The following is a 23539-nucleotide window of genomic DNA, read 5'->3' as shown; positions in this document are numbered from 1 at the left end:
CCGGCGATATCCATCGGTAGCATTTTCAACCTCACAGGGTCTTGATGACATTGACCGAGACCGTCTCGGAGATTTCGCCGAACGACATCACGTCCAGCTCCCGGAAGCGTCCCTCGATCAGTTTCTTGATATAGCGCCGCACATCCACCGAACACAGCAGCACCATGTCCTTGTGGGCGATGTGCACACTGTCCAGGCCGACGCTGAGGCGGTCCATCAGCTCTTCGGACTCGGCCGGTTCCAGGTTGAGGAAACTGCCGCCCGAGGTTTGCCGGATGCCCCGGCGTACCACGTCTTCGAACTCCGCCGACAGCAACAGCACCCGCAGGTCGTTGCCCTGGGCAAACTTGTTGCTGATGTAGCGGGCCATCGCGCCGCGTACGTGCTCGACCAGCGCCAGCACGTCCTTTTCCCGGGAGGCCCAATGGGCGAGGGATTCGAGGATGAGCTTCATGTTGCGCACGGAGATACGCTCGCCAATCAGGCGTTGCAACACTTCGGCGATCTTCTGCACCGTGACGTGGCGATAGACTTCCTTGAGCAGGTCGGGGTAGCGCACCTCCATTTCGTCGAGCAACTGCTTGGTTTCCTGCACACCGAAAAACTCCTGGATGTTGCGCGCCAGCAACGTGACCAGGCAGCGATAGCATTCTTCATCTGCCGCACGCAGGTGATAGCCCAACTGCTGCACCCGCTCGCGGTCGGCTGCGGTGACCCAGACGCCGCCCAGGCGATTGCTGTCGTTGCCGCGCACCAGGGCAAAACCCAGGGGTTCCAGTTCCGGGGAATAGTCCAGCAGGCGCCAGTGCTCGAAATGAATATCGAACTGCTCGGCACGCACTTCATTGATCAGCACCGCCACTTGATGGACCGGCAGTGCCTCGCTGGCCCGTAGCTGCGGTTCGGGAATGCGCAGTCCGTAATCGACGAAGAACTGGCTGCGAAAGCGCGCCGCCCAACGGTCCTTCTCCAGCGCTTGCAGGCGCGCAGAGGGCACCAGCAGCATCAGGGCGACGGTTTCGGTGGCAATGTTGTCGACATCCTCCAGCAGCCCGGAATCGCTCGGCAACGCGTCCTGCTCGGCGGATGCGGTACGGCTTTCCCCCGAGCCGGCCGGGCGCGAGGATCGGCGGTGGCGCACAAACACCACCAGCCCCAGCACACAAGCGATCGAGAGAAAGGTCAACAGCGGAAACCCCGGCAACAGGCCCACGCCCACCGCCAGCAACGCGGTGACGCCGAGGACGAACGGGTTGCCCAGCATCTGGGCGAGCATGTTGCGCCCCAGGTTGCTGTCATCGCCGTTGACCCGGGTGACGATGAAACCGGCGCCGATGGCGATCAGCAACGCGGGGATCTGCGCTACCAGGCCATCGCCGATGGTCAACAGGGTGTAGGTCGACAGGGCCGTGGACATGTCCATGCCCAGTTGCCCGACGCCGATGGCCATGCCGCCGATGAAGTTGACGAAAATAATGATGATGCCGGCGATGGCATCGCCCTTGATGAATTTCATCGCGCCGTCGAAAGAGCCGTACAACTGGCTTTCACGCTCCAGCACGCTGCGTTTTTCCCGGGCCTGGGCCGCGTCGATGGCGCCGGCCTTGAGGTCACCGTCGATGCTCATCTGCTTGCCGGGCATGCCGTCCAGGGAGAAGCGCGCCGCCACCTCAGCGACCCGTTCCGAGCCTTTGGTGATGACGATGAATTGGACAATGGTGACGATGGAAAAAATCACGAAGCCCACCACCAGGCTTTCGCCGATGACAAAGTCACCGAACGACGCGATGATCTCGCCGGCATCGGCCTGGCTGAGAATCAAGCGGCTGGTGCTGATCGACAGCGCCAGGCGAAACAACGTCGTCAACAGCAGCAACGCCGGGAACGTCGAATAGCTGAGGATGCGCTCGATGTAGAACGAGCCCATGAACACCAACAGCGAGATGACGATGTTCAGGCCGATGAGAAAATCCACCAGCACGGTCGGCAGGGGGATGATCAGCATGGCGATGATCATCACCATCAAGGTCAGGATCAGCAGTTCCGGGCGAGCGCCGACGTTGCGCAAAAATACATTGAGCATTCAGGACTGGCTCCGGGACAACATCATGGATGACCGTCGGCGCGGCGTTGGTCGATGCACTCGTGGGCATAGGCCACGTCCGCCAGGCGCGTGAATTGTGTGGCCAGGCGCAACGGAGCCTCTTCGTCGGCAAACAGCGGCGGCGGTAATCGCAGGCTGAGCCGGCGCAGGGTCTGCAGCACTGTCGAACGTTCACGGTGGGCACTGAGCAGCACACCCTCCCCCAACGCGCCGAGCAACAGCTGGTCGAGTTCGTCGGGATAGGTCAACACGCCGAACAGGAACACCAGCCAGTCGGACTCATCGGGGTTGTGCCGACAGATGAGTGCATCGTCGAGCAGCGCGCCGATAAACAGTTCATCGGCTGAGCGCAGGCGCTTGAGGTCGGTCACCCGGCCCAGCAGTTGGCCGAACTCGGTGCGCGAGCAGCTGGGGTCCTGGGCGCTGATATCAGTGAGCAGCGCGGCTTCGATGAAGGCCAACACGCTCATGCGCTGTGCCGGGCCGTACAGGGCAATCCAGTCCTGGTAGCAACTGAGCGGACCGTCGTCGGACTCGAGAAAATCCCGGTAGGTCTCACGCAACAGGCCGGCCCGTACCGCCATGCTCTTGCCGAACAGCCTGGCCTTGAGCGCGGCGTTGATCCCGGCGTTCATGCGCTTGGGAGAGCCTTGGGCAATCACCGTCTGCAAGAGCGTTTCGAGCCGCTGCCGTGTGCGCGCCTCCAATGTCCTTCGGCGCAGCAACGCCCGCAGCACCAGCGCCAGGTCGCTGTCATCGGGGAACAGTTGTCGCGTCATTTGCAGCAACCAGGTGACGGGTTTATCCGCCAGCCGCGCCAGGCTCAGCACCTGCCGGGCCTTGGGCACGGTGTCGTCCTCCAGTACGCGTTCGAAGGTGTCGGTCAACCCCTCGGACTTTTGCTCGAACAAGCGCCGGCCACGAAATTGCGTCAGCGCCGCTGACAACTCGTCGCTGATCTGCACGAGGCGCTGCGCCACCGCCGCCGTTGCGCTGTCGTCCAGCCCTGTCTCGGCCTCCATTTGCGGCTGGGGATGTTCGGCGGCCTTCTCGGCATTCAGGCGGGCCTGGGCCGCTCGCCCTCCCAGGGAGATCGGCGGCAGGATCATGGTTCTGACAATCGGAAATAGGAGCGGCGCAGGCGCTCGTACTGCTCCGGGCTCAGCAACTGCGCGCCGTGTTCGACGGTGGCAGGCTCAAAGCCGTCGCGAATCTCCTTGGGCTGGATCAGGAACACCCGCACGGTGTTGGCCGAACGGTTCTGGCGATAGCTGAACAAGCGTCCGATCCACGGAATCGAACCCAACACCGGTACGCGTCCAATCTGTTCGCCGTGGTCATCGCGGGTGAAGCCGCCCACCAGCAGGCTCTTGCCCTGGGGCACCCGCGCCACCGTACTGATGCGGGTACGGCCAACCGTCGGCAACGCACCCAGGCGCTCGCCCTGCCCCGAGTCGACTTCGCTGCCGTCCTCTATATTGAGCGACATCTCGATCTCGTCCGCCTGGGCGAAACGCGGCAGCACGCTCACCAGGGTGCCGTAGGTCACGTGTTGCAGATCGACACTGCGCTCGCCGACCAGCGGGGCATAAAACGTGCGGTTGTTGTCGAAGATCGCCGGCACGTTCTCCTGGGTCAGGATGACCGGGCGCGAAACCACATTCGCTCGCTGGGTCCGCTCCATCGCCATGACCTGGGTCACGAACGATGCGCCATCGAGGGTGGTCGCCGAGCCGGCGTTGAGCGATGCGCTGAAGGTGCCCCCGGACTTCACGGCGCCTTGCCAGTTGATGCCCAACTGGTTGAGTTCATCCTTGTGCAGATCGATGATCCACAACGACAACTCGACATGTCGTTTCGGCGTATCCAGGGCATTGACCAGGTTTTCGATAAAACGCACCTGCTCCGGCAAGCCCTTGACCAACAGGCTGTTGGTGTCCGGATAGGCCACCACGCGGATGTTGCCGGCGGCCACTTCTCGGGCAATGACCCGCGGCGCCGTCGGGTCTTGCTCCGAGGCGGTGCTCGCCAGGCCCTCCAGGGGAAATACCGGCATCGCTCCCCGCACTCGCGGCTCGGGGGCCTGCGCCACCGACGGCTCGACCTCGTGCTTTTCGCCGCGCAACAATGCCTCGATCACCGTGGCCAGCCCGGGAATGGTCACTTTATCGTCGCGCAGTTCATATTGACGGTCGTTGACGAAGGTATTGCGCACATGGATGACGCCAATCTGTTGCTTGCCGAGCAACAGTTCGGAGCGCTGGTTGTCCATCAACCCCGCCGCTTGCAGCACCAGGTCGACGTAGATGGGCGGCCCGGAGACGTGAAAGGTGCGCAACCCATCAGTGCGTAGCGGATAGCGCACATCATGCAATCCGGACTGCTTGAGAAACCCCAGCAACTTGGCCACGGTCAAGGTCTGCAACGAGGCCATGGCACTTTTGATTTCCGAAGCGTCATACAGGTAAATCGCCTGGCCATCGCTGTACCAGATCAGCCCCATCTGCACGCTGATGCGTTCAAAAGTCTGTTGCGGCGTGCGCAGATCGAACGTACCGCCAATCCGCTTGGTGGCGGCGGCCTTGCTGACAATGACCGGCTTGCCCAACGACCCGGACAGTTCGCTGAAGAAGGTGCGCGCGCTCTGTTCACGGGCTTCGAAGGTATAGACATCGGCCCGCGCGGCAACGGGTACGAGCAGCGACACGGTACTCAAGCAGACGGATAAAAGGGACAGGAATATCCATCGGCGGCTCATCGGATCAATGACCGGAAAGGCAGGTGATGTCGGCGAGATTGCTGGGGGCAAAGCCCACCAATTCGCGGACTTCCTTGGAGAAATGCGAAGAAGAGGCAAAACCGAACTCCAGTGCCACATCAGTCAGCGAGCCGCCTTGAAGGCTCATGTTCAACAGCGCCTGGGCTGTGCGCCAGCCACGCAGGGCCGGCTTGGCCGCACTGCCCAGGGCCTGACGGCAAAGCCTGCGAAAATGCGAAACCGATACGCCATAACGCTGCGCCAGGGTCTGCAGTTTTTCGCTGCGGGTGCCCTGCTCCAACAAAAACCGCACGAGCCCGTAGCTCTCGTGATGCCGCAGCAGGTTGGCGACTGCGTGATAATCCGGGGTACCGCCCATCGCTTGCTCGATGTACCAGCGCTCGAGTCGTTCCCCGGATCCAACGATCTCATCTTCCAACGGCAACACCGCCCACGGCGCAACCTCCGTTCTCTGGCTGGCGAAGGCATCGCTCATGTCGAAAAAAGCCTGCAGCTTCACCAGCGGCGCTGCGCAAACCGGCAATACGTGTAGCTCGCCGCCGGTGAATTGCAGCGAATCGCGCAACACCAGCAATCCTTGCCAGCCGACCGGCAGGCAGCGATCGAGCCCAAGCCCCGCGGCGTCCAGTCGAACCGGGCTTTGGGCGACACGCAGGTACAGCACGCGTTCGCGCAGATCAGGCCATGCCGTGGCGCGAATGGATTTGTTTTGCACAGCCGTCTCCTTTGCTACGTGGCGGTGGAAGCAGCGACAGGATGAAAGACAGGGCGCCTTGAATCTTGATGGAAAGGTGATGAGCAACCGGGCTGGCATATGCCTTGCACCATTACTGTTCATCGGTGCTCATGCCAATGGCGGAATGAGTGCCACACTGTTTTTAGGGACAACGGCGTCGTCATCCGGCCCTGCTCTGGCAATCGGCCGGGTACGGCGCTTTTTTTATGTAGAAGGTGATGCGCGATGAATGAAGTTCCAGCCAATCCCCTGGCCTGGGTCAACGGCAGCGATGCCCCGGAAAAGAGCGCGGTCAACCTTGGTTTCATGGCTTTGAGCGACTGCGCCCCGGTAGTCGTGGCCGCGACCCAAGGTTTCGCCCAACCCTACGGCCTGACCCTGAACCTCAAGCGCCAGGCGTCCTGGGCCAACCTGCGGGACAAGCTGGTGAGCGGTGAAATCGACGCCGCCCATAGCCTGTACGGCCTGATCTATGCCGTGCACCTGGGCATCGGCGGCGTCGCATCGACCGACATGGCCGTGCTGATGGGGTTGAACCAGAACGGCCAGAGCATCAACCTGTCCCATGGCCTCCAGGCCCAGGGCGTGACCAGTCCTGAAGCACTGGAACGGCACGTGCACCAAACTCGCCCGAAACTGACCTTCGCCCAGACCTTCCCCACCGGCACCCACGCCATGTGGCTGTATTACTGGCTCGCCGCCCAGGGCATCCACCCCTTGTCGGATGTCGACAGCGTGGTGGTGCCGCCGCCGCAGATGATTGCGCACCTGCAAGCCGGGCGTATCGACGGGTTTTGCGTCGGCGAGCCTTGGTGCGCCAGCGCGGTGAAGCAGAACCTCGGTTTCACCCTGGCGACCACCCAGACCATCTGGCCCGATCACCCGGAAAAAGTCCTGGGCTGCACCCGCGCGTTCGTCGAGCAGTACCCCAATACCGCCCGGGCCTTGGTCATGGCGATCCTCGAGGCCAGTCGTTTTATCGAACAAAGCAGCGAAAACCGCCGCAGCACCGCACAATTGTTGAGCGCGCCCGAATATCTCGACGCGCCGCTGGACTGCATCGAGCCGCGCCTGCTGGGCATCTATGCCGACGGCTTGGGCAATAGCTGGCAGGATCCTCACGCGATGCGCTTCCATGGCAACGGCGAGGTGAACCTGCCGTACCTGTCCGACGGCATGTGGTTCATGACCCAGTTCCGTCGCTGGGGCCTGCTGCGCGAAGACCCGGATTACCTGGCCGTGGCGCAGGAAGTCCAACAACTGAAGCTGTACCGTGAAGCCTGCGCGGCGCTGGATATCGCGTCCCCGCGCCAGGACATGCGCAGCAGCCAACTGATCGACGGCACTATCTGGGACGGCTCGGACCCGGCCGGGTACGCCAAGAGCTTCAAACTGCACGCCTTGAGCGATGCGGCTCCCCTTCTCGCCAGCCGCTGACAGGAGCCACGACCATGCTGCGTATCCTGCTGATCAACGACACGGCGAAAAAAGTCGGCCGTCTCAAGGCCGCCCTGATTGAGGCCGGCTTCGAAGTCATCGATGAATCCGGCTTGACCATCGACCTGCCAGCGCGCGTCGAAACGGTGCGTCCGGACGTGATCCTGATCGATACCGAGTCACCCGGGCGCGATGTGATGGAGCAAGTGGTGTTGGTCAGTCGCGACCAACCACGACCGATCGTCATGTTTACCGACGAGCACGACCCCAATGTGATGCGCCAGGCGATCAAGTCAGGCGTGAGCGCCTACATCGTCGAAGGCATCCACGCCGCGCGCCTGCAACCGATCCTCGACGTCGCCATGGCCCGCTTCGAAAGCGACCAGGCCCTGCGCGCCCAACTCCTGGCCCGCGACCAGCAACTGGCCGAACGCAAGCGCATCGAACTGGCCAAGGGCATGCTGATGAAAATGAAGGAATGCAACGAGGAACAGGCCTACACCCTGATGCGCCGCCAGGCCATGAGCCGCCAGCAGAAGCTGATCCAGGTGGCGGAACAGATCATTGCCATGAACGAGTTGCTCGGCTGAAGGCCTTGTGCCGCCTGGCTTGGCGCCATCGCGAGCAGGCTCGCTCCCACAGGTCCTGTAGCCACTGAAGTTCCAATGTGGGAGCGGGCTTGCTCGCGAAAGCGGCTTTCCATTCAACATCGATGTCGACTGACCGGACACCTTCGCGAGCAAGCCCGCTCCCACAGGTATTGTGTCCACTAACGATCCATTGTGGGAGCGAGCCTGCTCGCGATAGGCCTCCCCACAATCTCCGGGTTGGCACAGATCTCGCTTAAGCAATCCCACAGGTAACCAACGGCGGTTGCCCCACCTACGACAAAGACGTCGCATACCCTCCTTGCCTCTCTGGCAATCCGGGTTGCGGCGTTTTTTTGTTTTGGCCTCTCGGGGCCGGTGGTGCGACCACAGATGGCGCACTGCTCAAAGCACTGACTCATTTCTCGAGACTTTTACAGCTGAGGTGCGCGATGAATTCAAGCTTCTGGAAATCCGGCCACACCCCGACACTGTTCGCGGCCTTCCTTTATTTCGACCTGAGCTTCATGGTCTGGTACCTGCTCGGCCCACTGGCGGTACAGATCTCCGCCGACCTGCACCTGACTACCCAGCAACGCGGCCTGATGGTCGCTACGCCGATCCTGGCCGGCGCCGTACTGCGCTTGTTCATGGGCTTGCTGGCCGACCGGATCTCGCCAAAGACCGCCGGCATGGTGGGCCAGGTGATCGTGATCGGCGCGCTGTTCTGCGCCTGGAAACTGGGCATCCACAGCTATGAACAAGCCTTGCTGCTGGGCCTGTTCCTCGGTGTGGCCGGCGCTTCGTTTGCCGTGGCGCTGCCGCTGGCCTCCCAGTGGTATCCACCACAACACCAAGGCAAGGCCATGGGCATTGCCGGTGCCGGTAACTCGGGCACCGTGCTCGCGGCGCTGATCGCACCGGTCATGGCGGTGGCCTTCGGCTGGACCAATGTGTTCGGCTTCGCACTGATCCCGCTGGTGCTGACCCTGGTGCTCTTCGCCTGGCTGGCCAAGAACGCCCCCGAACGGCCAAAAGCCAAATCGATGGCCGACTACCTCAAGGCCCTGGGCGACCGGGACAGCTGGTGGTTCATGTTCTTCTACAGCGTGACCTTCGGCGGTTTCATCGGCCTGGCCAGCGCCCTGCCCGGCTACTTCAACGACCAGTACGGCCTGAGCCCGGTCACCGCCGGCTACTACACCGCCGCCTGCGTCTTCGGTGGCAGCCTGATGCGGCCATTGGGCGGCGCCTTGGCGGACCGTTTCGGCGGTATCCGCACCTTGCTCGGCATGTACACCGTTGCTGCCGTCTGCATCGCGGCGGTGGGCTTCAACCTGCCGAGCTCCTACGCAGCCCTGGCCCTGTTCGTCTGCACCATGCTCGGTCTCGGTGCAGGCAATGGCGCGGTGTTCCAACTGGTGCCACAGCGCTTTCGTCGCGAAATCGGCGTGATGACCGGGCTGATCGGCATGGCCGGCGGCATCGGTGGCTTTGCCCTGGCGGCGGGCATGGGCGCGATCAAGCAGAGCACCGGCAGCTATCAACTGGCCCTGTGGTTGTTCGCCAGCCTCGGGGTCCTGGCCTGGTTCGGCCTGTACGGCGTCAAGCGTCGCTGGAGAACCACTTGGGGTTCGGCCGCTGTCACCGCTGCCCGGGTATAACCTGCAACCATGAGCCTGCAATTGAGCTTCGCCGAAGCCAGTGCCATCGGCCCGCGGGAAGAAAACCAGGACGCCCTGCGCCTGGTCACCCCGGCCCCGGCCCTGGCCGCCAGCAAGGGTTACCTGTTCGCCATCGCCGACGGCGTGAGCCAATGCGCCGATGGCGGGCTGGCGGCCCGTTCGACCTTGCAGGCCTTGGCCCTGGATTACTACTCCACACCGCAGACCTGGGGTGTGGCCCAGGCGCTGGACCGCTTGCTGCTGGCGCAGAATCGCTGGCTGCAGGCCAACGGTGGCGGGCAACCGCTGCTCACCACCGTCAGCGCCCTGGTGCTGCGGGGCCGACGCTTCACCCTCGCCCATGTCGGCGATTGCCGGGTCTACCGCTGGCACGCCGATCACTTGCAACGGGTCAGCGAGGATCACGTCTGGGAACAACAGGGCATGCAGCATGTGCTCAAGCGTGCCCTGGGCCTGGATCAACACCTGATCCTGGACTTCCTCGACGGTGAGTTACGCACCGACGAAACCTTCGTGCTGCTCAGCGACGGCGTCTGGGCAGTCCTGGGGGACACGGCCATCGCCGGCATTCTTCGCGACCAGCCGGACCTGGACCTTGCGGCGCAGACGCTGGTCAATGCCGCGCACCTGGCCGGTAGCCAGGACAACGCCAGCGCCTTGTTGGTGCGGGTCGATGCCGTGGGCGAAGCGAGCATCGGCGATGCCCTGATCCAACTGCAGCAATGGCCCCTGCCGCCGGCATTGAAACCGGGCCAGGTGTTCGAAGGCTGGCAGATCGAAGGCCTGCTCGGCCAGAGCCAACAATCGTTGCTCTATCGGGTACACGACGGTCAGGACCAGCCCTGGCTGCTGAAAACCTTGCCGACTCAGTTGCGCGACGATAGCCGGGCCGGACAGGCATTGCTCTCGGAAGAATGGTTTCTCAAACGGGTCGCCGGGCGACAATTTCCCGAGGTCCATGGCGTTCCCCAGCGTCAGCATCTCTACTACGTGATGCGCGAATATTCGGGCGTGACCCTGGCCGAGCTGTTCAACCAGGACGGGCCACTACCTCTCGCCCAATGGTTGGAGCTGGCGCAGCGGCTGGTGCGGGCGGTGGGCCTGTTGCATCGAAGGCAGATCTACCACCGCGACATCAAGCCGGAAAACCTGCACCTGGGTGACGACGGGGAGTTGCGCTTGCTGGATTTCGGCCTGGCGTACTGCCCGGGCTTGTCCGAGGACCAGGCCAACGTGCTGCCCGGCACGCCCAGTTACATCGCTCCGGAAGCCTTCGCCGGCACCGCGCCAACCGCGCAACAGGATTTATATGCCGTTGGTGTGACCTTGTACTTCCTGCTGACCGGGCATTATCCCTACGGCGAAATCGAAGCCTTCCAACGCCCGCGTTTTGGCGCGCCGGTCGGTGCCAGCCGCTATCGGCCGGACTTGCCCGAATGGCTCGGGCAGAGCCTGGAACGGGCCGTCGCGGCGGATCCGGATCAACGCTTTGAAACCGCCGAGGAATGGTTGTTGCTGTTGGAACAGGGCGAACGCCGCAGTTTGAGCGTCAGGCCCCGGCCATTGTTGGAAAGAGAACCGCTGAAGGTCTGGCGAACGTTGGCGCTGGTATCGTTGGTGGTGAATGTTGTGCTGCTGTTTTTGGTGTTTCACGGCTGAGATCCAGTCACGCCTATCGCGAGCAAGCTTTGCTCCCACAGAGGATTCGCTCCACAGGGAATCGGCTGTGGGAGCAAAGCTTGCTCGCGATAGCGGCTTGGCTGTCACTACACATCCACCGCGACCACGCTCCATTACCGGGCAACACGCTTTGATTCGGTGCAATAAATCCCTCCCCCAATCGTGCAATCAGTCGTTCCCCCACTAAATCCGCGCCCTCAAGCCACTTGGCACAACCACTGCATAACCTCTCTCACCATACATACAGCAACGCCTCCAACGATGAAGGCGGTGCTTCCCGAGAGAACGGGACCAGGACAAAGGCGTCCTCGCTAGGCAACTAGCGGGACGCCTTTTTTTGTTTTCGAAAAAATTGCCGAGCCAGCCCGATCACCGTGATGAAACGGGCCTGAACTTGCGGAGAACCCTGATGAAAAAACTCAAACTGGTAATGATCGGCAACGGCATGGCCGGGGTTCGAACCCTCGAGGAGCTGCTCAAGCTGAGCAACGAGCTGTACGACATCACGGTGTTCGGCGCCGAGCCCCACACCAACTACAACCGCATCCTGCTTTCGCCGGTGCTGGCCGGCGAGCAGACCTTCGAAGAGATCGTACTCAACGACCTGAGCTGGTACCTGGACAACAACATCAAGCTGCTGCTCAACCGCAAGGTGGTGGAGATCGATCGGGTCAAGCGCCGGGTCATCGCCGAAGACGGCAGCGAAGCCGAATACGATCGCCTGCTGATCGCTACCGGCTCCACGCCTTTCATCCTGCCGATCCCCGGCAACACCCTGGACGGAGTGATCGGCTACCGCGACATCGCCGACACCCAGGCCATGATCGACACCGCCAAGACCCACAAGCACGCCGTGGTGATCGGTGGCGGCTTGCTCGGCCTGGAAGCGGCCAACGGCCTGAAGCTGCGGGGCATGGACGTGACCGTGGTGCACCTGGGTGAATGGCTGCTGGAGCGGCAACTGGACAAGACCAGCGGCCAACTGCTGCAAACCGCCCTGGAAAATCGCGGCCTGAAATTCCGCCTCAGCGAACAGACCCAGGCCCTGCACGACGCCGGCAATGGCCGGGTCGGCTCGGTCCAGTTCAAGAACGGCGACATCATCCCTGCGGACCTGGTGGTGATGGCCGCCGGCATCCGCCCCAACACCGAGCTGGCGGAAAAGTCCGGCATCCCGTGCAACCGCGGGATCCTGGTCAACGACACGATGCAGACCTACGATCCGCGCATCTACGCCATCGGTGAATGCGCCAGCCACCGTGGCACCGCCTACGGCCTGGTAGCACCGTTGTTCGAACAGGCCAAGGTCTGCGCCAACCACCTCGCACAACTGGGCTTCGCCACTTACAAGGGCTCTGTCACTTCGACCAAGTTGAAAGTCACCGGCATCGACCTGTTCTCCGCCGGCGACTTCATGGGCGGCGAAGGCACCGAAACCATCACCCTCTCCGACCCCATCGGCGGGGTCTACAAAAAGCTGGTGATCAAGGATGACGTGCTGGTCGGCGCCTGTCTGTACGGCGATACGGCGGACGGTGGTTGGTATTTCCGCCAGATCCGTGAGAACCATGCCATCGGCGAGATCCGCGATCACCTGATGTTCGGGGAAAACGCCCTGGGCGATGTAGGCCACCAAGGCCAGGACAAAGCCATGAGCATGGCCGACAGCGCCGAAGTCTGCGGCTGCAACGGCGTGTGCAAGGGCACCATCGTCAAGGCGATCCAGGAACACGGGCTGTTCAGCGTCGATGACGTGAAGAAACACACCAAGGCCGCCAGCTCCTGCGGCTCCTGCGCCGGCCTGGTGGAGCAGATCCTGATCAACACCGTCGGCGGCGCGGCGGACGTCAAGCCGAAAAGCGAAAAAGCCATCTGCGGTTGCAGCGACCTCAACCATGGCCAGATCCGCCAGGCAATCCGCGATCAGCACCTGCTGACCATCGCCGGGGCCATGAGCTACCTGAACTGGCGCACGCCGAACGGCTGCGCCACCTGCCGGCCAGCGCTTAATTACTACCTGATTTCCACCTGGCCCGGCGAGGCTCAAGACGATCCACAATCACGCCTGATCAACGAACGCGCCCACGCCAACATCCAGAAAGATGGCACCTACTCGGTCGTCCCGCGGATGTGGGGCGGCGTGACCAACCCTTCCGAGCTGCGGCGCATCGCCGACGTGGCCGACAAGTACAACGTGCCGATGGTCAAGGTCACCGGCGGGCAGCGCATCGATTTGCTGGGGATCAAAAAGCAGGACCTGCCCGGCGTGTGGAAAGACCTCGACATGCCCTCCGGCCACGCCTACGGCAAATCCATCCGCACCGTGAAAACCTGCGTGGGCAGTGAGTTCTGCCGCTTCGGCACGCAGAACTCGACCCAACTGGGCATCGAGCTGGAACACGACCTGTTCAACATGTGGTCGCCGCACAAGGTGAAGCTGGCCGTCTCCGGTTGCCCACGCAACTGCTCGGAAGCCGGCATCAAGGACGTTGGCATCATCGGCGTCGATTCCGGCTGGGAGATGTACATCGGCGGCAACGGCGGGATCAAGACCGAAGTGGCCGAGTTTTTCGTCAAGCTCAAGACCGCCGAGGAAGTGCGCGAATACAACGGCGCCTTCCTGCAGCTGTACCGCGAGGAAGCTTTCTACCTCGAACGCACCGTGCACTACATGCAGCGGGTCGGCATGGAGCACATCAAGAAAGCCGTGCTGGAAGATCCCGAGCGGCGCAAGGCCCTCCACGAACGCCTGAAGTTTTCCCTCTCGCTGGAGCAAGACCCCTGGAAACAGCGCCTGGAACAGCCACTGCTGAAAAAAGAGTTTGAAGTCATCCCCGTGAAAAACCTGGAGGTGCCGGCATGAACTGGTTGGATATCTGCGCACTGGAAGAAATCAACATCCTCGGTTCGCGCATCATCAGTGGCCCCAAAGGCGATATCGCGATATTCCGCACCAGCGACGATGAAGTGTTCGCCCTCGATGACCGTTGCCCGCACAAGGGCGGCCCGTTGTCCCAAGGCTTGGTCTACGGCAAGCGCGTGGCCTGCCCGCTGCACAACTGGCAGATCGACCTGGAAAGCGGCCAGGCCCAGGCGCCGGATGTGGGTTGCGCCCATCATCATTCGGCCCGGGTCGAAAACGGCCGAGTGCAACTGGCCCTGCGGGACGCAAGCTGATGAACCGCCAGATCACTGCCTCGACCTGCTGTTATTGTGGGGTCGGTTGCGGCGTGCTGATCGAGCATGACGACGAGCGCATCCTCGGCGTCAGTGGCGATCCCGCCCATCCGGCCAACTTCGGCAAACTGTGCAGCAAGGGCTCCACCCTGCACCTGACCGGCGACCTCGCCGCACGCGCCCTCTACCCCGAACTGCGCCTGGGCAAAGGTCTGGCCCGGGCCCGCAGCGACTGGGACAGCGCCCTGGATCACGCCGCCAGCGTCTTCGCCGAGACCATCGCCGAACACGGCCCCGACAGCGTGGCGTTCTACATCTCCGGCCAATTGCTCACCGAGGATTACTACGCCTTCAACAAACTCGCCCGGGCATTGGTGGGCACCAACAACATCGACAGCAATTCGCGGCTGTGCATGTCCTCCGCCGTGGTGGGCTACAAGCGCAGCCTCGGCGCCGACGCCCCACCTTGCAGCTACGAAGACCTGGAACTGAGCGACTGCGTGATGATCGTCGGCAGTAACATGGCCTACGCCCATCCCATCCTGTTTCGCCGTCTCGAAGAGGCCAAATCCCGCCGACCGCAGATGAAAATCATCGTCATCGACCCGCGGCGCACCGACACCTGCGACCTGGCGGACCTGCACCTGGCGATCCTGCCCGGTACCGATGTCGCCTTGTTCCATGGGATTTTGCACCTGCTGCTGTGGGAAGACTGGGTCGACCGCGACTTCATCAAGGCCCATACCGAAGGCCTGGCGGACCTGAAGAACCTGGTACGCGACTACACCCCGGCGATGGTCGCGCAGTTGTGCGGCATCAGCGTCGAACAACTGCACCAGTGCGCCGAATGGGTCGGTACCTCGCCGAGCTTCCTGTCCCTGTGGTGCATGGGCTTGAACCAGTCCACCGCCGGCAGCGCCAAGAACAGCGCGCTGATCAACCTGCACTTGGCCACCGGGCAGATCGGGCGGCCGGGCGCGGGGCCCTTCTCGCTGACCGGTCAACCCAACGCCATGGGCGGACGGGAAACCGGCAGCCTGTCGAACCTGCTGCCGGGCCATCGCGAAGCCGCCAACCCGGAACATCGCGCCGAAGTCGCCCGCTATTGGGGCGTCGAGCAATTGCCCGCCACCATCGGTTTGAGCGCCATCGAGCTGTTCGAGCAGGTTCGCAGTGGCAAGATCAAGGCCTTGTGGATCGCCTGCACCAACCCAGCCCAATCGATGCCAGACCAGACGGCGGTACGTGAAGCGCTGCAAGCTTGCCCATTCGTGGTGTTGCAGGAAGCCTTCCGCACCACCGAGACCGCTGCCTTTGCCGACCTGCTGCTGCCGGCGGCCAGTTGGGGCGAGAAAGAAGGCTCGGTGACCAACTCCGAACGGCGTATTTCCCACGTCCGTCGGGCCATCGGCGCACCGGGGGAGGCTCGTGCGGACTGGGCAATCACAGTGGATTTCGCACAACGCCTGGAGAAACGCCTGCGGCCGGGGCAGCCCAGCCTGTTTGCCTTTGCAGCCCCAGCCGAACTGTTCGATGAATACAAACAACTGACCCGCGGCCGTGACCTGGACTTGTCTGGCATCAGCCATGCCCTGATCGATCAACTCGGCCCGCAACAATGGCCCTTCCCCGAGGGTGCGACGGTCGGAACGGCTCGCCTGTACATGGACGGGATTTTCCCTACCGACAGCGGCCGGGCACGGTTTGTGGCCGACCCCTATCGCGCCGCCAAGGAACTGCGTGACGCCCGCTACCCATTGACGCTGAACACCGGTCGCTTGCGTGACCAGTGGCACGGCATGAGCCGCACCGGTACCGCCGCGCAGTTGTTCGGTCATGTGAACGAAGCGGTACTCAGCCTGCATCCCGACGAACTGCTCCGGCATCGCCTGCAGGCGGGCGACCTGGTCAACCTCAAGAGCCGTCGCGGCAGCGTGATCGTGGCCGTGGACAGCGACGACAGCGTGCGCCCTGGCCAGGCGTTCCTGCCCATGCACTGGGGCGATCGGTTCCTCAAGGGCGGGGTCAATACCCTGACTCAACCGGCCTTCGATCCGTTGTCGAAACAACCGGAACTCAAGCACAGCGGTGTGCGCCTGGAACCGGTGAACCTGCCTTGGCAGCTTTTCGCCCTGATCGAAGGCGATGTTCAACAGCATCTGGAGGCGCTGCGCCCCCTGTGTGAGGCGTTTTCCTACGTCAGCCTGAGCCTGACCGGCCGTGAGCGTCCCGCGTTGCTGATTCGCGCGGCCAGCGCTGTTGCCCCCGAACCGCAGCTGCTCCAGGCGATCGACGAGCAATTGGGCCTGATCGATGGGCCGGTACTGGCCTATGACGACCCCCGTCGCTCTATCGGTAAACGGGTTCGAATCGAAAACGGCCGCATCACCGCCATTCGCCTGGCTGGCGAAACCCTGGCTCGGCACTGGCTGCAGAACCTGTGGCTGGAAGGTCGTGCCGATGAACAACTGCGACGCTGGCTGCTGGCGCCTCTGAGCGCGCCGCCGGGCAATGTCGGCGCCACGACGGGGGGCAGCAAAACGCTGTGCAACTGTATGAACGTCAGCCAGCGTGCGATCTGCGCAGGCATTGAACGTGGCCTGGACTTGCAGGGACTCAAACAGGAACTGGGCTGTGGCACGCAATGCGGCTCCTGCGTACCGGAAATCAAGCGCCTGCTGGTTGCCACTGCGCAACCACTGGCGGCTATCTCGTGAGGAAAACGCTATGAACGCAAAAGTCTGGCTGGTGGGTGCGGGTCCCGGTGACCCTGAGTTGCTGACCCTCAAAGCCGTGCGCGCCCTGGGTGAGGCCGACGTGGTGTTGATCGACGATCTGGTCAATACCGCAGTGCTGGAACATTGCCCCGATGCGCGCATCATTGCCGTCGGCAAGCGCGGCGGCTGCCGCTCCACGCCCCAGGCGTTCATTCATCGATTGATGCTGCGCTATGCTCGCCAGGGCAAATGCGTGGTGCGTCTCAAGGGCGGCGACCCCTGCATCTTCGGTCGCGGCGGTGAAGAAGCCCAATGGCTGCGCGAGCATGGCGTCGAGGTCGAACTGGTCAATGGCATCACCGCCGGCCTCGCGGGGGCGACCCAGTGCGATATTCCACTGACTCTGCGCGGGGTTGCCCGGGGCGTGACGTTGGTGACGGCCCACACTCAGGATGGCAGCAGCCTGAACTGGCAAGCCTTGGCACAAAGCGGCACGACGCTGGTGGTGTACATGGGCGTGGCGAAACTGAGCGAGATTCGTGAGCAATTGCTGGCCGGCGGCCTGGCGGCGAATACGCCAGTGGCCATGATCGAAAACGCCTCCCTGCCCCATCAGCGTGATTGCCGCAGTGACCTGGCTTCGATGGAAGCCGATGCAGGCACCTTTCAACTCAAGAGCCCGGCAATCCTGGTGATTGGCGCAGTGGCAGGCGCGACCGAATGTGCAGGGTCGCAGCCTTCGTGGGTTCAGGCTTCGGCGCTGTAACAAACAACACCCAACCACCGAACCTGTGGGAGCAAAGCTTGCTCGCGATAGCGGTGTGTCAGCCCATATGAATGTTGCTGGCCCTACCCCATCGCGAGCAAGCTTTGCTCCCACAGGTTCGGTGTTTTAAGCAGCCACACTGTGGCGACACCAAGGCTCTTTCAATAAATCGCAGGCAAAGAAAAGCCCGGCCTAAGCCGGGCTTTTCCAAAGCTGTGGGCTAATTACTTAGCTTGGGCTTCAACCTGCGCTTCTACGCGACGGTTAACTGCACGACCAGCTTCAGTGGCGTTGTCAGCAACTGGGCGGGATTCGCCGTAGCCAACAGACTGAACGCGGGACGATTCAACACCGTACTGGTTGGTCAGAACTTGCTTAACGGCGTTTGCACGACGCTCAGACAGTTTCTGGTTGTAAGCGTCAGGACCGACGGAGTCAGTGTGACCTTCAACAGTAGTGGTGGTGGATGGGTACTGCTTCATGAAGTCAGCCAGGTTCTTGATATCGCCGTAGCTGTTAGGCTTGACGACCGACTTGTCGAAGTCGAACTTGACGTCCAGCTCAACACGAACGACTTCAGCAACAGCTGGGCAGCCATCAGCGTCAACGGTTACGTTGGCTGGGGTGTCAGGGCACTTGTCGACGTTGTCGCACACGCCATCGTTGTCGCTGTCGGAGCAGACTTCAGCCGGAGCTGGAACTGGAGCAGCGGCAGGCTTGGAACCGCCACCGAAGTTCACACCGATACCGACGCTTGGAGCCCACTCGGTGTCGCCCTGGTCGATGTTGTACTGAGCTTCAACGCCAGCACGGGCGTAGAAGTTCTCGGTGAAGTACAGCTTGGCACCGCCGCCAACGTTGGCGAAGGTGGAACGGTTACGACCGTTGCTGCCATTCTGGTCGATGCTCTGGTCCGAGAAACCGGCAGAGACGTAAGGACGCAGCATGTCGCCTGGGTTGTTGAAGTGGTACAGAGCGTCCAGAGCGGTGTTGGCGCCTTTGACGTTGGTGCCGTCGTCAGTACGGGCGTTGTGCACTTCGTCGTAGGCCAGACGCAGTTCAACGTCGTCGGTCAGGAAGTAACCAACCGAACCGCCGAACAGGTTGCCGTTGTTCTTGAAGTTACGAGCGCTGTCGAATTGTTCTTTCTTGGCGAAGCCTTCGATTTCAACTGCGCCTTGGCCTTGTGCCAGAGCGCCGAACGAAGTGGCAGCAATCAGAGAACCAATGGCAAAGCCCAAGGTGTTTTTCAGTTTCATCCGTTAAATCCCCATCTGGTGATTGTGAAGCAGTCCCGCAAACCGGGGGACAACTCGGCGGCAAGTCTATCAGAACTTGCCTACACGTAAGAGATATTTGCGCCGAACTAAGTTTCAGCAATGCCCGCAAATTTCTCACGCAATTTGTCTAGAGCGCGCTTGTAACGCATTTTTGTCGCGCTCAAACCCATATGCATTATGTCTGCGATCTCCTGGAATTCCAGCTCTGCGACAAATCGTAGCACCAGAATCTCCCGATCGATCGGGTTCACATGGACCAGCCAGCGATCGAGTCCACCCTTTTCCTCGGGCTTGGGCGCCTTGTCTTCAGACGCTTCCTCGAGAGGGTCCAGGCTCAACGCGTCCATCAAGCGACGCTTTCGCCGTTCCTTGCGATACTGCGTGATGCATTCGTTGTACGTGATGCTGTAGAGCCAGGTCTTGAACTTCGATTTCCCCTCGAAGTTCTTCAGGCCATACAGCACCTTCAACATCACCTCCTGACAGACATCATCAGCGTCGCGATCGTTCCCGAGATATCGTGCACAAACGTTAAATAATGTCCTCTGGTAACGGCGCATCAATTCTTCGTATGCACGCGTTACGTGGAATAACTCCGTATGCGCGCGCGCGACCAACTCCTCATCGGAGAGATCACGGGGGTCGTAGCGCGTGGATAGCGATTGGGGTTTGTTCAAAACAAGTCGGGCCGACAGTCTAGGTCAATGTGCGCCGCAGCCTGCCGTATCGGGCATTTTGCGGCGGCATACATTAGCAGGGTTTGCCGGGTTAGCGGCTACTCACATGCTGTTCCAGCAGGATCCGATTGGAAAGCGACACCAGTTCGCCCTCCTCGGTCAGCAATGTGGTTTTCACCGTGCCGATCTCTTCGATCTGGCCTTCGACCTCGCCAACACGCACTTGTTGCCCAACCTCATACAATTCACGCACATAGATTCCCGCCAGGATCTGCCCGGCGATTTCACGACTTCCCAACCCCATTGCCAGCGCAATCGCCAGACCAACGGTAATCAATACGATCACGATCACGTGGTTGAGCAGGTCAGTCTTGACCTCCAACTGGCTGATCGCCACCGAAATACTGATGATGATCACCAGGCCCTGGGCAATTCGCCCCACGCCAGCGGCGTAGTCCAGCCCAACGCCCTCGGCCGCGCCGCGCACCAGCCCGTTGGCCAGTTGCGCCAGCAGAACGCCGACCAGCAACACCAGCGCGGCACCAAAAACCTTCGGCAAATACAGCGCAAGCATGTCGAGCGTGGCCGAAACTCGCTCGAGGCCAAGGGATTCTGCAGCGGAAACCAGGAAAATCAGCAGTACGAACCAATACACGATCTTGCCGACCAGGGTCGAGATCGGTACCTGGATGCCGCCACGGGACAACAGTTTGGTCAGGCCGGTGCCCCCCATCAGGCGGTCGAGACCCAATTTGGCGAGCAGCTTGGACAGCAGCGTGTCCAGCAGCTTGGCCACGACAAAACCCAGTAACAGCACCACCAGAGCGCCGAACAGGTTCGGGATGAAGTTAGCCACCTTGGTCCACAACGCAGTCATTGCCGTGACGAGGCTCTGGGTCCAGAGATCAAGTTCCATATTCAATCAGCCTTATCAGCGGTGCGAGTAACAGGTTTACGGCGGGAAACCGGCGAGACATGGGCCGATCCGTTATTCAGGGCGATCATCAGCGCGGGCAACCAGCGGCCCAGCAGGCTGAACAGATCGCCCGCACCGACCTGACGGTTGGCGGTTTTCAGTACACGTCCCAGGCACGCATCATCGTCCCGGCTGGACGGCGAAGCCTTGAGCATGTCGCGCAAAGACTGTTCAAACGGATCGTGCATACGCACCTCTCGTGATGTCTGTGGAAGACGCGATCAAATTTCGTCGGGTCACATGAAACCCCATCACACCCAGCGCAAGCGGCGGAACAACCACCACTGCCCGAGCGCCACGCAGATCATCAACAGGCAGGCAATCATGAAACCGTAGGGGCTTTCGGAAAACGGAATGCCGCCGACATTGATGCCCAGAAGGCCGGTGAGAAAACTCATCGGCAGGAAAATCCCGGTGACGATGCCGAAGCGGTACATGGTGCGGTTCATCCGCACCGAAAGGCGCCGGTCTTCGGCCTCCAGCACAAGCCCCACGCGCTCTCGGGTCAATTCCAGTTCCTCGAGGTAACGGGTCAGGCTGTTGTTCAATTCGTTCCAATAGTCGCTGTCATCGTCGAAAAACCACGGCAGCTTGAGTCGCGTCATCTGGCCGAAAATGTCCCGCTGTGGCGCCAGGAAGCGCTTGAGTCCGGCGGCCCGTCGCCGGATGTGCAAAATGGCGTCGTGCTCGGGGGTATACCGTTCGTCGGTATCAAGTTTTTCTTCCTCGGTATCGACGATCTCAGAGAGACAAGTGACCAGGTCCTGCACTTTGTTGGTGAGGTACTGCGCCATATAAAGGATGAGTTCCGACGCGTTTTTCGGTCCTTTGCCCTCGGCCAACTGCGCCAGCAGTTCATCGGTAGCGCGCAACGGACGCAGGCGCAGAGAGATCACCCGCTGGGCGGATGCGAAGATCCGTACCGAGACCATGTCTTCCGGCTCGGCACCCGGGTTGAGGTTGATGCCTCGAAGAAACAGCAGCAACTCGGCGTTGGGCAATGGCAACAGGCGCGGACGAGTATTCTCCTCGAGCAGCAGGTCGCAGTTGAATTCGCTCAAGCCGCTGGATTTGCGCAGCCAGGTGTGGGTTTGCGGATGACTGCGATCCCAGTGCAGCCACAGGCTTTCATGGGCCTGCAACTGCAAATCGTCGAGTTCGGTCCGGGCTATGGAACGCGCGCCGCCTTTACCGTCCAGCACCAGGGCATGCACCAGCCCCCACTGCGCGTTTTCTTCCTCGAACATCCTCATCCCTTATGGCAGTGGTGCTTCATTCAGGCATTTTCAGCGGGCTAGGCGAGACGATCACGCCGTTGTTGTCCGCGTAGACATACTCGCCTGGACGAAACGTCACGCCGGCAAAGGTCACCGGCACATTGAGTTCGCCGACGCCACGCCGGTCGGTTTTCATCGGGTGGCTGGCCAGGGCCTGGACCCCGAGGTCGGTCTGGGCAATAACGTCTACGTCACGGATGCAACCGTAGATCACCAGCCCTTCCCAACCATTTTTCGCGGCTTTTTCCGCCAGCATGTCCCCCAGCAGCGCCCGACGCAGGGAGCCGCCGCCGTCGACGACCAGCACCTTGCCGTTGCCCTCGAGTTCAACCTGCTCCTTGACCCGTGAGTTGTCTTCGAAGCACTTGATGGTCACGATTTCGCCGCCGAAGGAGTCGCGGCCACCAAAATTGCTGAACATCGGCTCCAACACCTGCACCAGTTCCGGGTAGGCGTCGCACAGGTCGGGCGTGAGGTAATGGTTCATCGAACAACTCCTGAAAGGCTGGAACGTCGGACTGAATGAGCAACCGTTTGTGACTGGAACCGCGTCAAGCGTCATATCTTAGCCGCAAGCCGACCAGAGCGAAATGCCCATGTCAGAGCCTTTCCCTCAAACCGCCTCGGCCAGGGCGGGCAGACTTTCCAGCAACGGCGCCTGCTGATCTTGCAGCCAACGGGCTACCAGAGGCCAGACCTCAGCCTGTGCCGCTTTGCTGACCAGCATCTCGACGTGGCCGAAATCGCCCTTGAAACCCTGCTCCTGGCCCAGGCAGACAAACTGCTTGTGCTCGGAACCGATCTGCTCGAAGAGCTTGCGGCAAGCCCAGGTAGGGTCCTGGTGATCGCCAGCGGCACTCACCGCCAGCACCGGCAACTGGACATCGGCCAGCCCGGCCCACCAGTTCTTCTCGGCATCGCCGAACCGTCCGAACAGGCCGTACCAGCGCATGCTTTCCAGCGCCAGGCCGATGGGCTCGTCCTCGGGGCCGCGCTTGAGCCTTGAGCCGGACAACTGGGCAAAGCGCTTGAGGATGAACCGGCCGCTCCACTCCACCGGCGGGATCTTCAACGGCCAGTAGGTGCGGCTGACCTGGGTACCGAAAAACGCCGCCGAAGCCACCGCAGGTTCGCCCAGGTAATGGCCACCCAAGGCTGCCGCGAGGGTAATACCTCCCAAGGAGTGACCGATCCAGTGGGGCACTTGCCCGCTCTGCTCACGCACGAAGGCACCGATGGCCGGCAAGTCGTAGCGGGCATAGTCGGCCACCCGATTGTTGCGATAGGCCTGGTTGCGCTGGGATAACCCATGGCCGCGCATCTCGGGAATCCACACATCGAAGCCCAGGCGTGCCAGGTAGGCTCCCAGCCCCAGGCCCTTGGGCGAATACCAGAAGCGTCGATTGGAAAAACTGCCGTGCAACAGGATCACCGGGACGCCACGGATTTCGCTGGCATCGGCCATGCCCAGCCGGGTGACGGCCAGTTCGACGCTGGCGTCGGGGCTGTTGCCGGGTTTCAAGCGATAGACATCTTCACTCAGATCACCGCGCCGCTCGGCGCTGATCAGAGCGACAGGAAAGAGGTTGCTGCTGCTTTGCATAATACTCTTGCACAAAAAAGGGCGGCATCCGTCAGGAGCCCGCCCTACTTCAATCAAA

General features: G+C 61.8%; 19 protein-coding genes. 8 read left to right on the top strand and 11 right to left on the bottom strand.

Going from position 1 to position 23539, the window contains the following annotated elements; all coding sequences use genetic code 11:
• Positions 1 to 31: 31 nt before the first annotated feature.
• Genes DTP52_RS01400 through DTP52_RS01385 form a run of 4 tightly spaced genes read right to left on the bottom strand, consistent with a single transcriptional unit; the run spans position 32 to position 5598 of the window.
• A complete protein-coding gene (locus DTP52_RS01400) occupies positions 32 to 2083 on the bottom strand; it encodes an EscV/YscV/HrcV family type III secretion system export apparatus protein (protein ID WP_109751517.1) in 2052 nt (683 codons plus the stop codon).
• A 23-nt stretch (positions 2084 to 2106) separates the two neighbouring features.
• Entirely contained in the window at positions 2107 to 3213 is a 1107-nt protein-coding gene (gene sctW, locus DTP52_RS01395) for a type III secretion system gatekeeper subunit SctW (protein WP_109751516.1), read from the bottom strand.
• A complete protein-coding gene (gene sctC, locus DTP52_RS01390; protein ID WP_109751515.1) occupies positions 3210 to 4862 on the bottom strand; it encodes a type III secretion system outer membrane ring subunit SctC in 1653 nt (550 codons plus the stop codon). Before sctC ends, sctW begins: the two co-directional genes overlap by 4 nt.
• Before the next feature lie 4 nt (positions 4863 to 4866).
• On the bottom strand, positions 4867 to 5598 hold the full coding sequence (locus DTP52_RS01385; RefSeq protein ID WP_109751514.1) for a helix-turn-helix domain-containing protein: 732 nt from the start codon (positions 5596 to 5598) through the stop codon (positions 4867 to 4869).
• 246 nt (positions 5599 to 5844) lie between these two features.
• On the opposite strand from DTP52_RS01385, the gene DTP52_RS01380 reads away from it, so the two are divergent.
• The 8 genes from DTP52_RS01380 (at position 5845) to cobA (ending at position 17668) form a co-directional block, all read left to right on the top strand.
• Entirely contained in the window at positions 5845 to 7056 is a 1212-nt protein-coding gene (locus DTP52_RS01380) for a CmpA/NrtA family ABC transporter substrate-binding protein (RefSeq protein WP_109751513.1), read from the top strand.
• 14 nt (positions 7057 to 7070) lie between these two features.
• Complete coding sequence (locus tag DTP52_RS01375) at positions 7071 to 7646, top strand: ANTAR domain-containing response regulator (RefSeq protein WP_003199539.1); 576 nt, start codon at positions 7071 to 7073, stop codon at positions 7644 to 7646.
• Positions 7647 to 8095: 449 nt separating this feature from the next.
• Positions 8096 to 9307 carry a NarK/NasA family nitrate transporter gene (locus tag DTP52_RS01370; RefSeq protein WP_053120618.1) on the top strand — a complete coding sequence of 404 codons (1212 nt, stop codon included), beginning with the start codon at positions 8096 to 8098 and terminating at the stop codon, positions 9305 to 9307.
• Positions 9308 to 9316: 9 nt separating this feature from the next.
• Entirely contained in the window at positions 9317 to 10987 is a 1671-nt protein-coding gene (locus tag DTP52_RS01365; RefSeq protein ID WP_109751512.1) for a bifunctional protein-serine/threonine kinase/phosphatase, read from the top strand.
• A 430-nt stretch (positions 10988 to 11417) separates the two neighbouring features.
• Positions 11418 to 13871 carry a nitrite reductase large subunit NirB gene (gene nirB / locus DTP52_RS01360; protein ID WP_109751511.1) on the top strand — a complete coding sequence of 818 codons (2454 nt, stop codon included), beginning with the start codon at positions 11418 to 11420 and terminating at the stop codon, positions 13869 to 13871.
• Positions 13868 to 14185, top strand: coding sequence for a nitrite reductase small subunit NirD (gene nirD / locus DTP52_RS01355; RefSeq protein ID WP_109751510.1), 318 nt, complete (start codon positions 13868 to 13870; stop codon positions 14183 to 14185). The genes nirB and nirD overlap by 4 nt, the downstream gene beginning before the upstream one ends.
• On the top strand, positions 14185 to 16902 hold the full coding sequence (locus DTP52_RS01350; RefSeq protein ID WP_109751509.1) for a nitrate reductase: 2718 nt from the start codon (positions 14185 to 14187) through the stop codon (positions 16900 to 16902). The genes nirD and DTP52_RS01350 overlap by 1 nt, the downstream gene beginning before the upstream one ends.
• A gap of 10 nt (positions 16903 to 16912) precedes the next feature.
• On the top strand, positions 16913 to 17668 hold the full coding sequence (cobA, locus tag DTP52_RS01345; RefSeq protein WP_109751508.1) for a uroporphyrinogen-III C-methyltransferase: 756 nt from the start codon (positions 16913 to 16915) through the stop codon (positions 17666 to 17668).
• Positions 17669 to 17892: 224 nt separating this feature from the next.
• On the opposite strand, the gene DTP52_RS01340 is transcribed toward cobA, so the two are convergent.
• From DTP52_RS01340 to DTP52_RS01310, 7 genes are all read right to left on the bottom strand, one after another.
• Positions 17893 to 18927: an OmpA family protein gene (locus DTP52_RS01340; protein WP_109751507.1), complete on the bottom strand. Its 1035-nt coding sequence runs from the start codon at positions 18925 to 18927 to the stop codon at positions 17893 to 17895.
• 107 nt (positions 18928 to 19034) lie between these two features.
• Entirely contained in the window at positions 19035 to 19625 is a 591-nt protein-coding gene (sigX, locus tag DTP52_RS01335) for an RNA polymerase sigma factor SigX (RefSeq protein WP_092197526.1), read from the bottom strand.
• A 91-nt stretch (positions 19626 to 19716) separates the two neighbouring features.
• Positions 19717 to 20541, bottom strand: a complete 825-nt coding sequence (locus DTP52_RS01330) for a mechanosensitive ion channel domain-containing protein (protein ID WP_053183230.1) — start codon at positions 20539 to 20541, stop codon at positions 19717 to 19719.
• A gap of 2 nt (positions 20542 to 20543) precedes the next feature.
• Positions 20544 to 20789: a hypothetical protein gene (locus DTP52_RS01325; RefSeq protein ID WP_014337331.1), complete on the bottom strand. Its 246-nt coding sequence runs from the start codon at positions 20787 to 20789 to the stop codon at positions 20544 to 20546.
• A gap of 63 nt (positions 20790 to 20852) precedes the next feature.
• A complete protein-coding gene (locus DTP52_RS01320) occupies positions 20853 to 21848 on the bottom strand; it encodes a zinc transporter ZntB (RefSeq protein WP_109751506.1) in 996 nt (331 codons plus the stop codon).
• Between the two features lie 25 nt (positions 21849 to 21873).
• On the bottom strand, positions 21874 to 22365 hold the full coding sequence (gene rraA, locus DTP52_RS01315) for a ribonuclease E activity regulator RraA (RefSeq protein WP_109751505.1): 492 nt from the start codon (positions 22363 to 22365) through the stop codon (positions 21874 to 21876).
• Positions 22366 to 22491: 126 nt separating this feature from the next.
• Positions 22492 to 23481: an alpha/beta fold hydrolase gene (locus DTP52_RS01310; protein WP_109751504.1), complete on the bottom strand. Its 990-nt coding sequence runs from the start codon at positions 23479 to 23481 to the stop codon at positions 22492 to 22494.
• Between the last annotated feature and the right edge of the window lie 58 nt (positions 23482 to 23539).

Source organism: Pseudomonas sp. 43mfcvi1.1 (genome assembly GCF_900115935.1).
Classification (GTDB): Bacteria; Pseudomonadota; Gammaproteobacteria; order Pseudomonadales; family Pseudomonadaceae; genus Aquipseudomonas; species Aquipseudomonas bijieensis.
This window is presented reverse-complemented; position numbering and strand designations above follow the sequence as displayed.

Excerpts from the sequence above, each read along its gene's own strand:
- cobA (WP_109751508.1), top strand. The coding sequence starts at position 16,913 with ATGAACGCAAAAGTCTGGCTGGTGGGTGCGGGTCCCGGTGACCCTGAG.
- DTP52_RS01325 (WP_014337331.1), bottom strand. The coding sequence starts at position 20,789 with ATGCACGATCCGTTTGAACAGTCTTTGCGCGACATGCTCAAGGCTTCG.
- DTP52_RS01310 (WP_109751504.1), bottom strand. The coding sequence starts at position 23,481 with ATGCAAAGCAGCAGCAACCTCTTTCCTGTCGCTCTGATCAGCGCCGAG.
- sctW (WP_109751516.1), bottom strand. The coding sequence starts at position 3,213 with ATGATCCTGCCGCCGATCTCCCTGGGAGGGCGAGCGGCCCAGGCCCGC.
- DTP52_RS01400 (WP_109751517.1), bottom strand. The coding sequence starts at position 2,083 with ATGCTCAATGTATTTTTGCGCAACGTCGGCGCTCGCCCGGAACTGCTG.
- DTP52_RS01370 (WP_053120618.1), top strand. The coding sequence starts at position 8,096 with ATGAATTCAAGCTTCTGGAAATCCGGCCACACCCCGACACTGTTCGCG.
- nirB (WP_109751511.1), top strand. The coding sequence starts at position 11,418 with ATGAAAAAACTCAAACTGGTAATGATCGGCAACGGCATGGCCGGGGTT.
- DTP52_RS01365 (WP_109751512.1), top strand. The coding sequence starts at position 9,317 with ATGAGCCTGCAATTGAGCTTCGCCGAAGCCAGTGCCATCGGCCCGCGG.
- DTP52_RS01375 (WP_003199539.1), top strand. The coding sequence starts at position 7,071 with ATGCTGCGTATCCTGCTGATCAACGACACGGCGAAAAAAGTCGGCCGT.
- DTP52_RS01380 (WP_109751513.1), top strand. The coding sequence starts at position 5,845 with ATGAATGAAGTTCCAGCCAATCCCCTGGCCTGGGTCAACGGCAGCGAT.
- DTP52_RS01330 (WP_053183230.1), bottom strand. The coding sequence starts at position 20,541 with ATGGAACTTGATCTCTGGACCCAGAGCCTCGTCACGGCAATGACTGCG.
- DTP52_RS01350 (WP_109751509.1), top strand. The coding sequence starts at position 14,185 with ATGAACCGCCAGATCACTGCCTCGACCTGCTGTTATTGTGGGGTCGGT.
- rraA (WP_109751505.1), bottom strand. The coding sequence starts at position 22,365 with ATGAACCATTACCTCACGCCCGACCTGTGCGACGCCTACCCGGAACTG.
- DTP52_RS01320 (WP_109751506.1), bottom strand. The coding sequence starts at position 21,848 with ATGTTCGAGGAAGAAAACGCGCAGTGGGGGCTGGTGCATGCCCTGGTG.
- sctC (WP_109751515.1), bottom strand. The coding sequence starts at position 4,862 with ATGAGCCGCCGATGGATATTCCTGTCCCTTTTATCCGTCTGCTTGAGT.
- nirD (WP_109751510.1), top strand. The coding sequence starts at position 13,868 with ATGAACTGGTTGGATATCTGCGCACTGGAAGAAATCAACATCCTCGGT.
- DTP52_RS01340 (WP_109751507.1), bottom strand. The coding sequence starts at position 18,927 with ATGAAACTGAAAAACACCTTGGGCTTTGCCATTGGTTCTCTGATTGCT.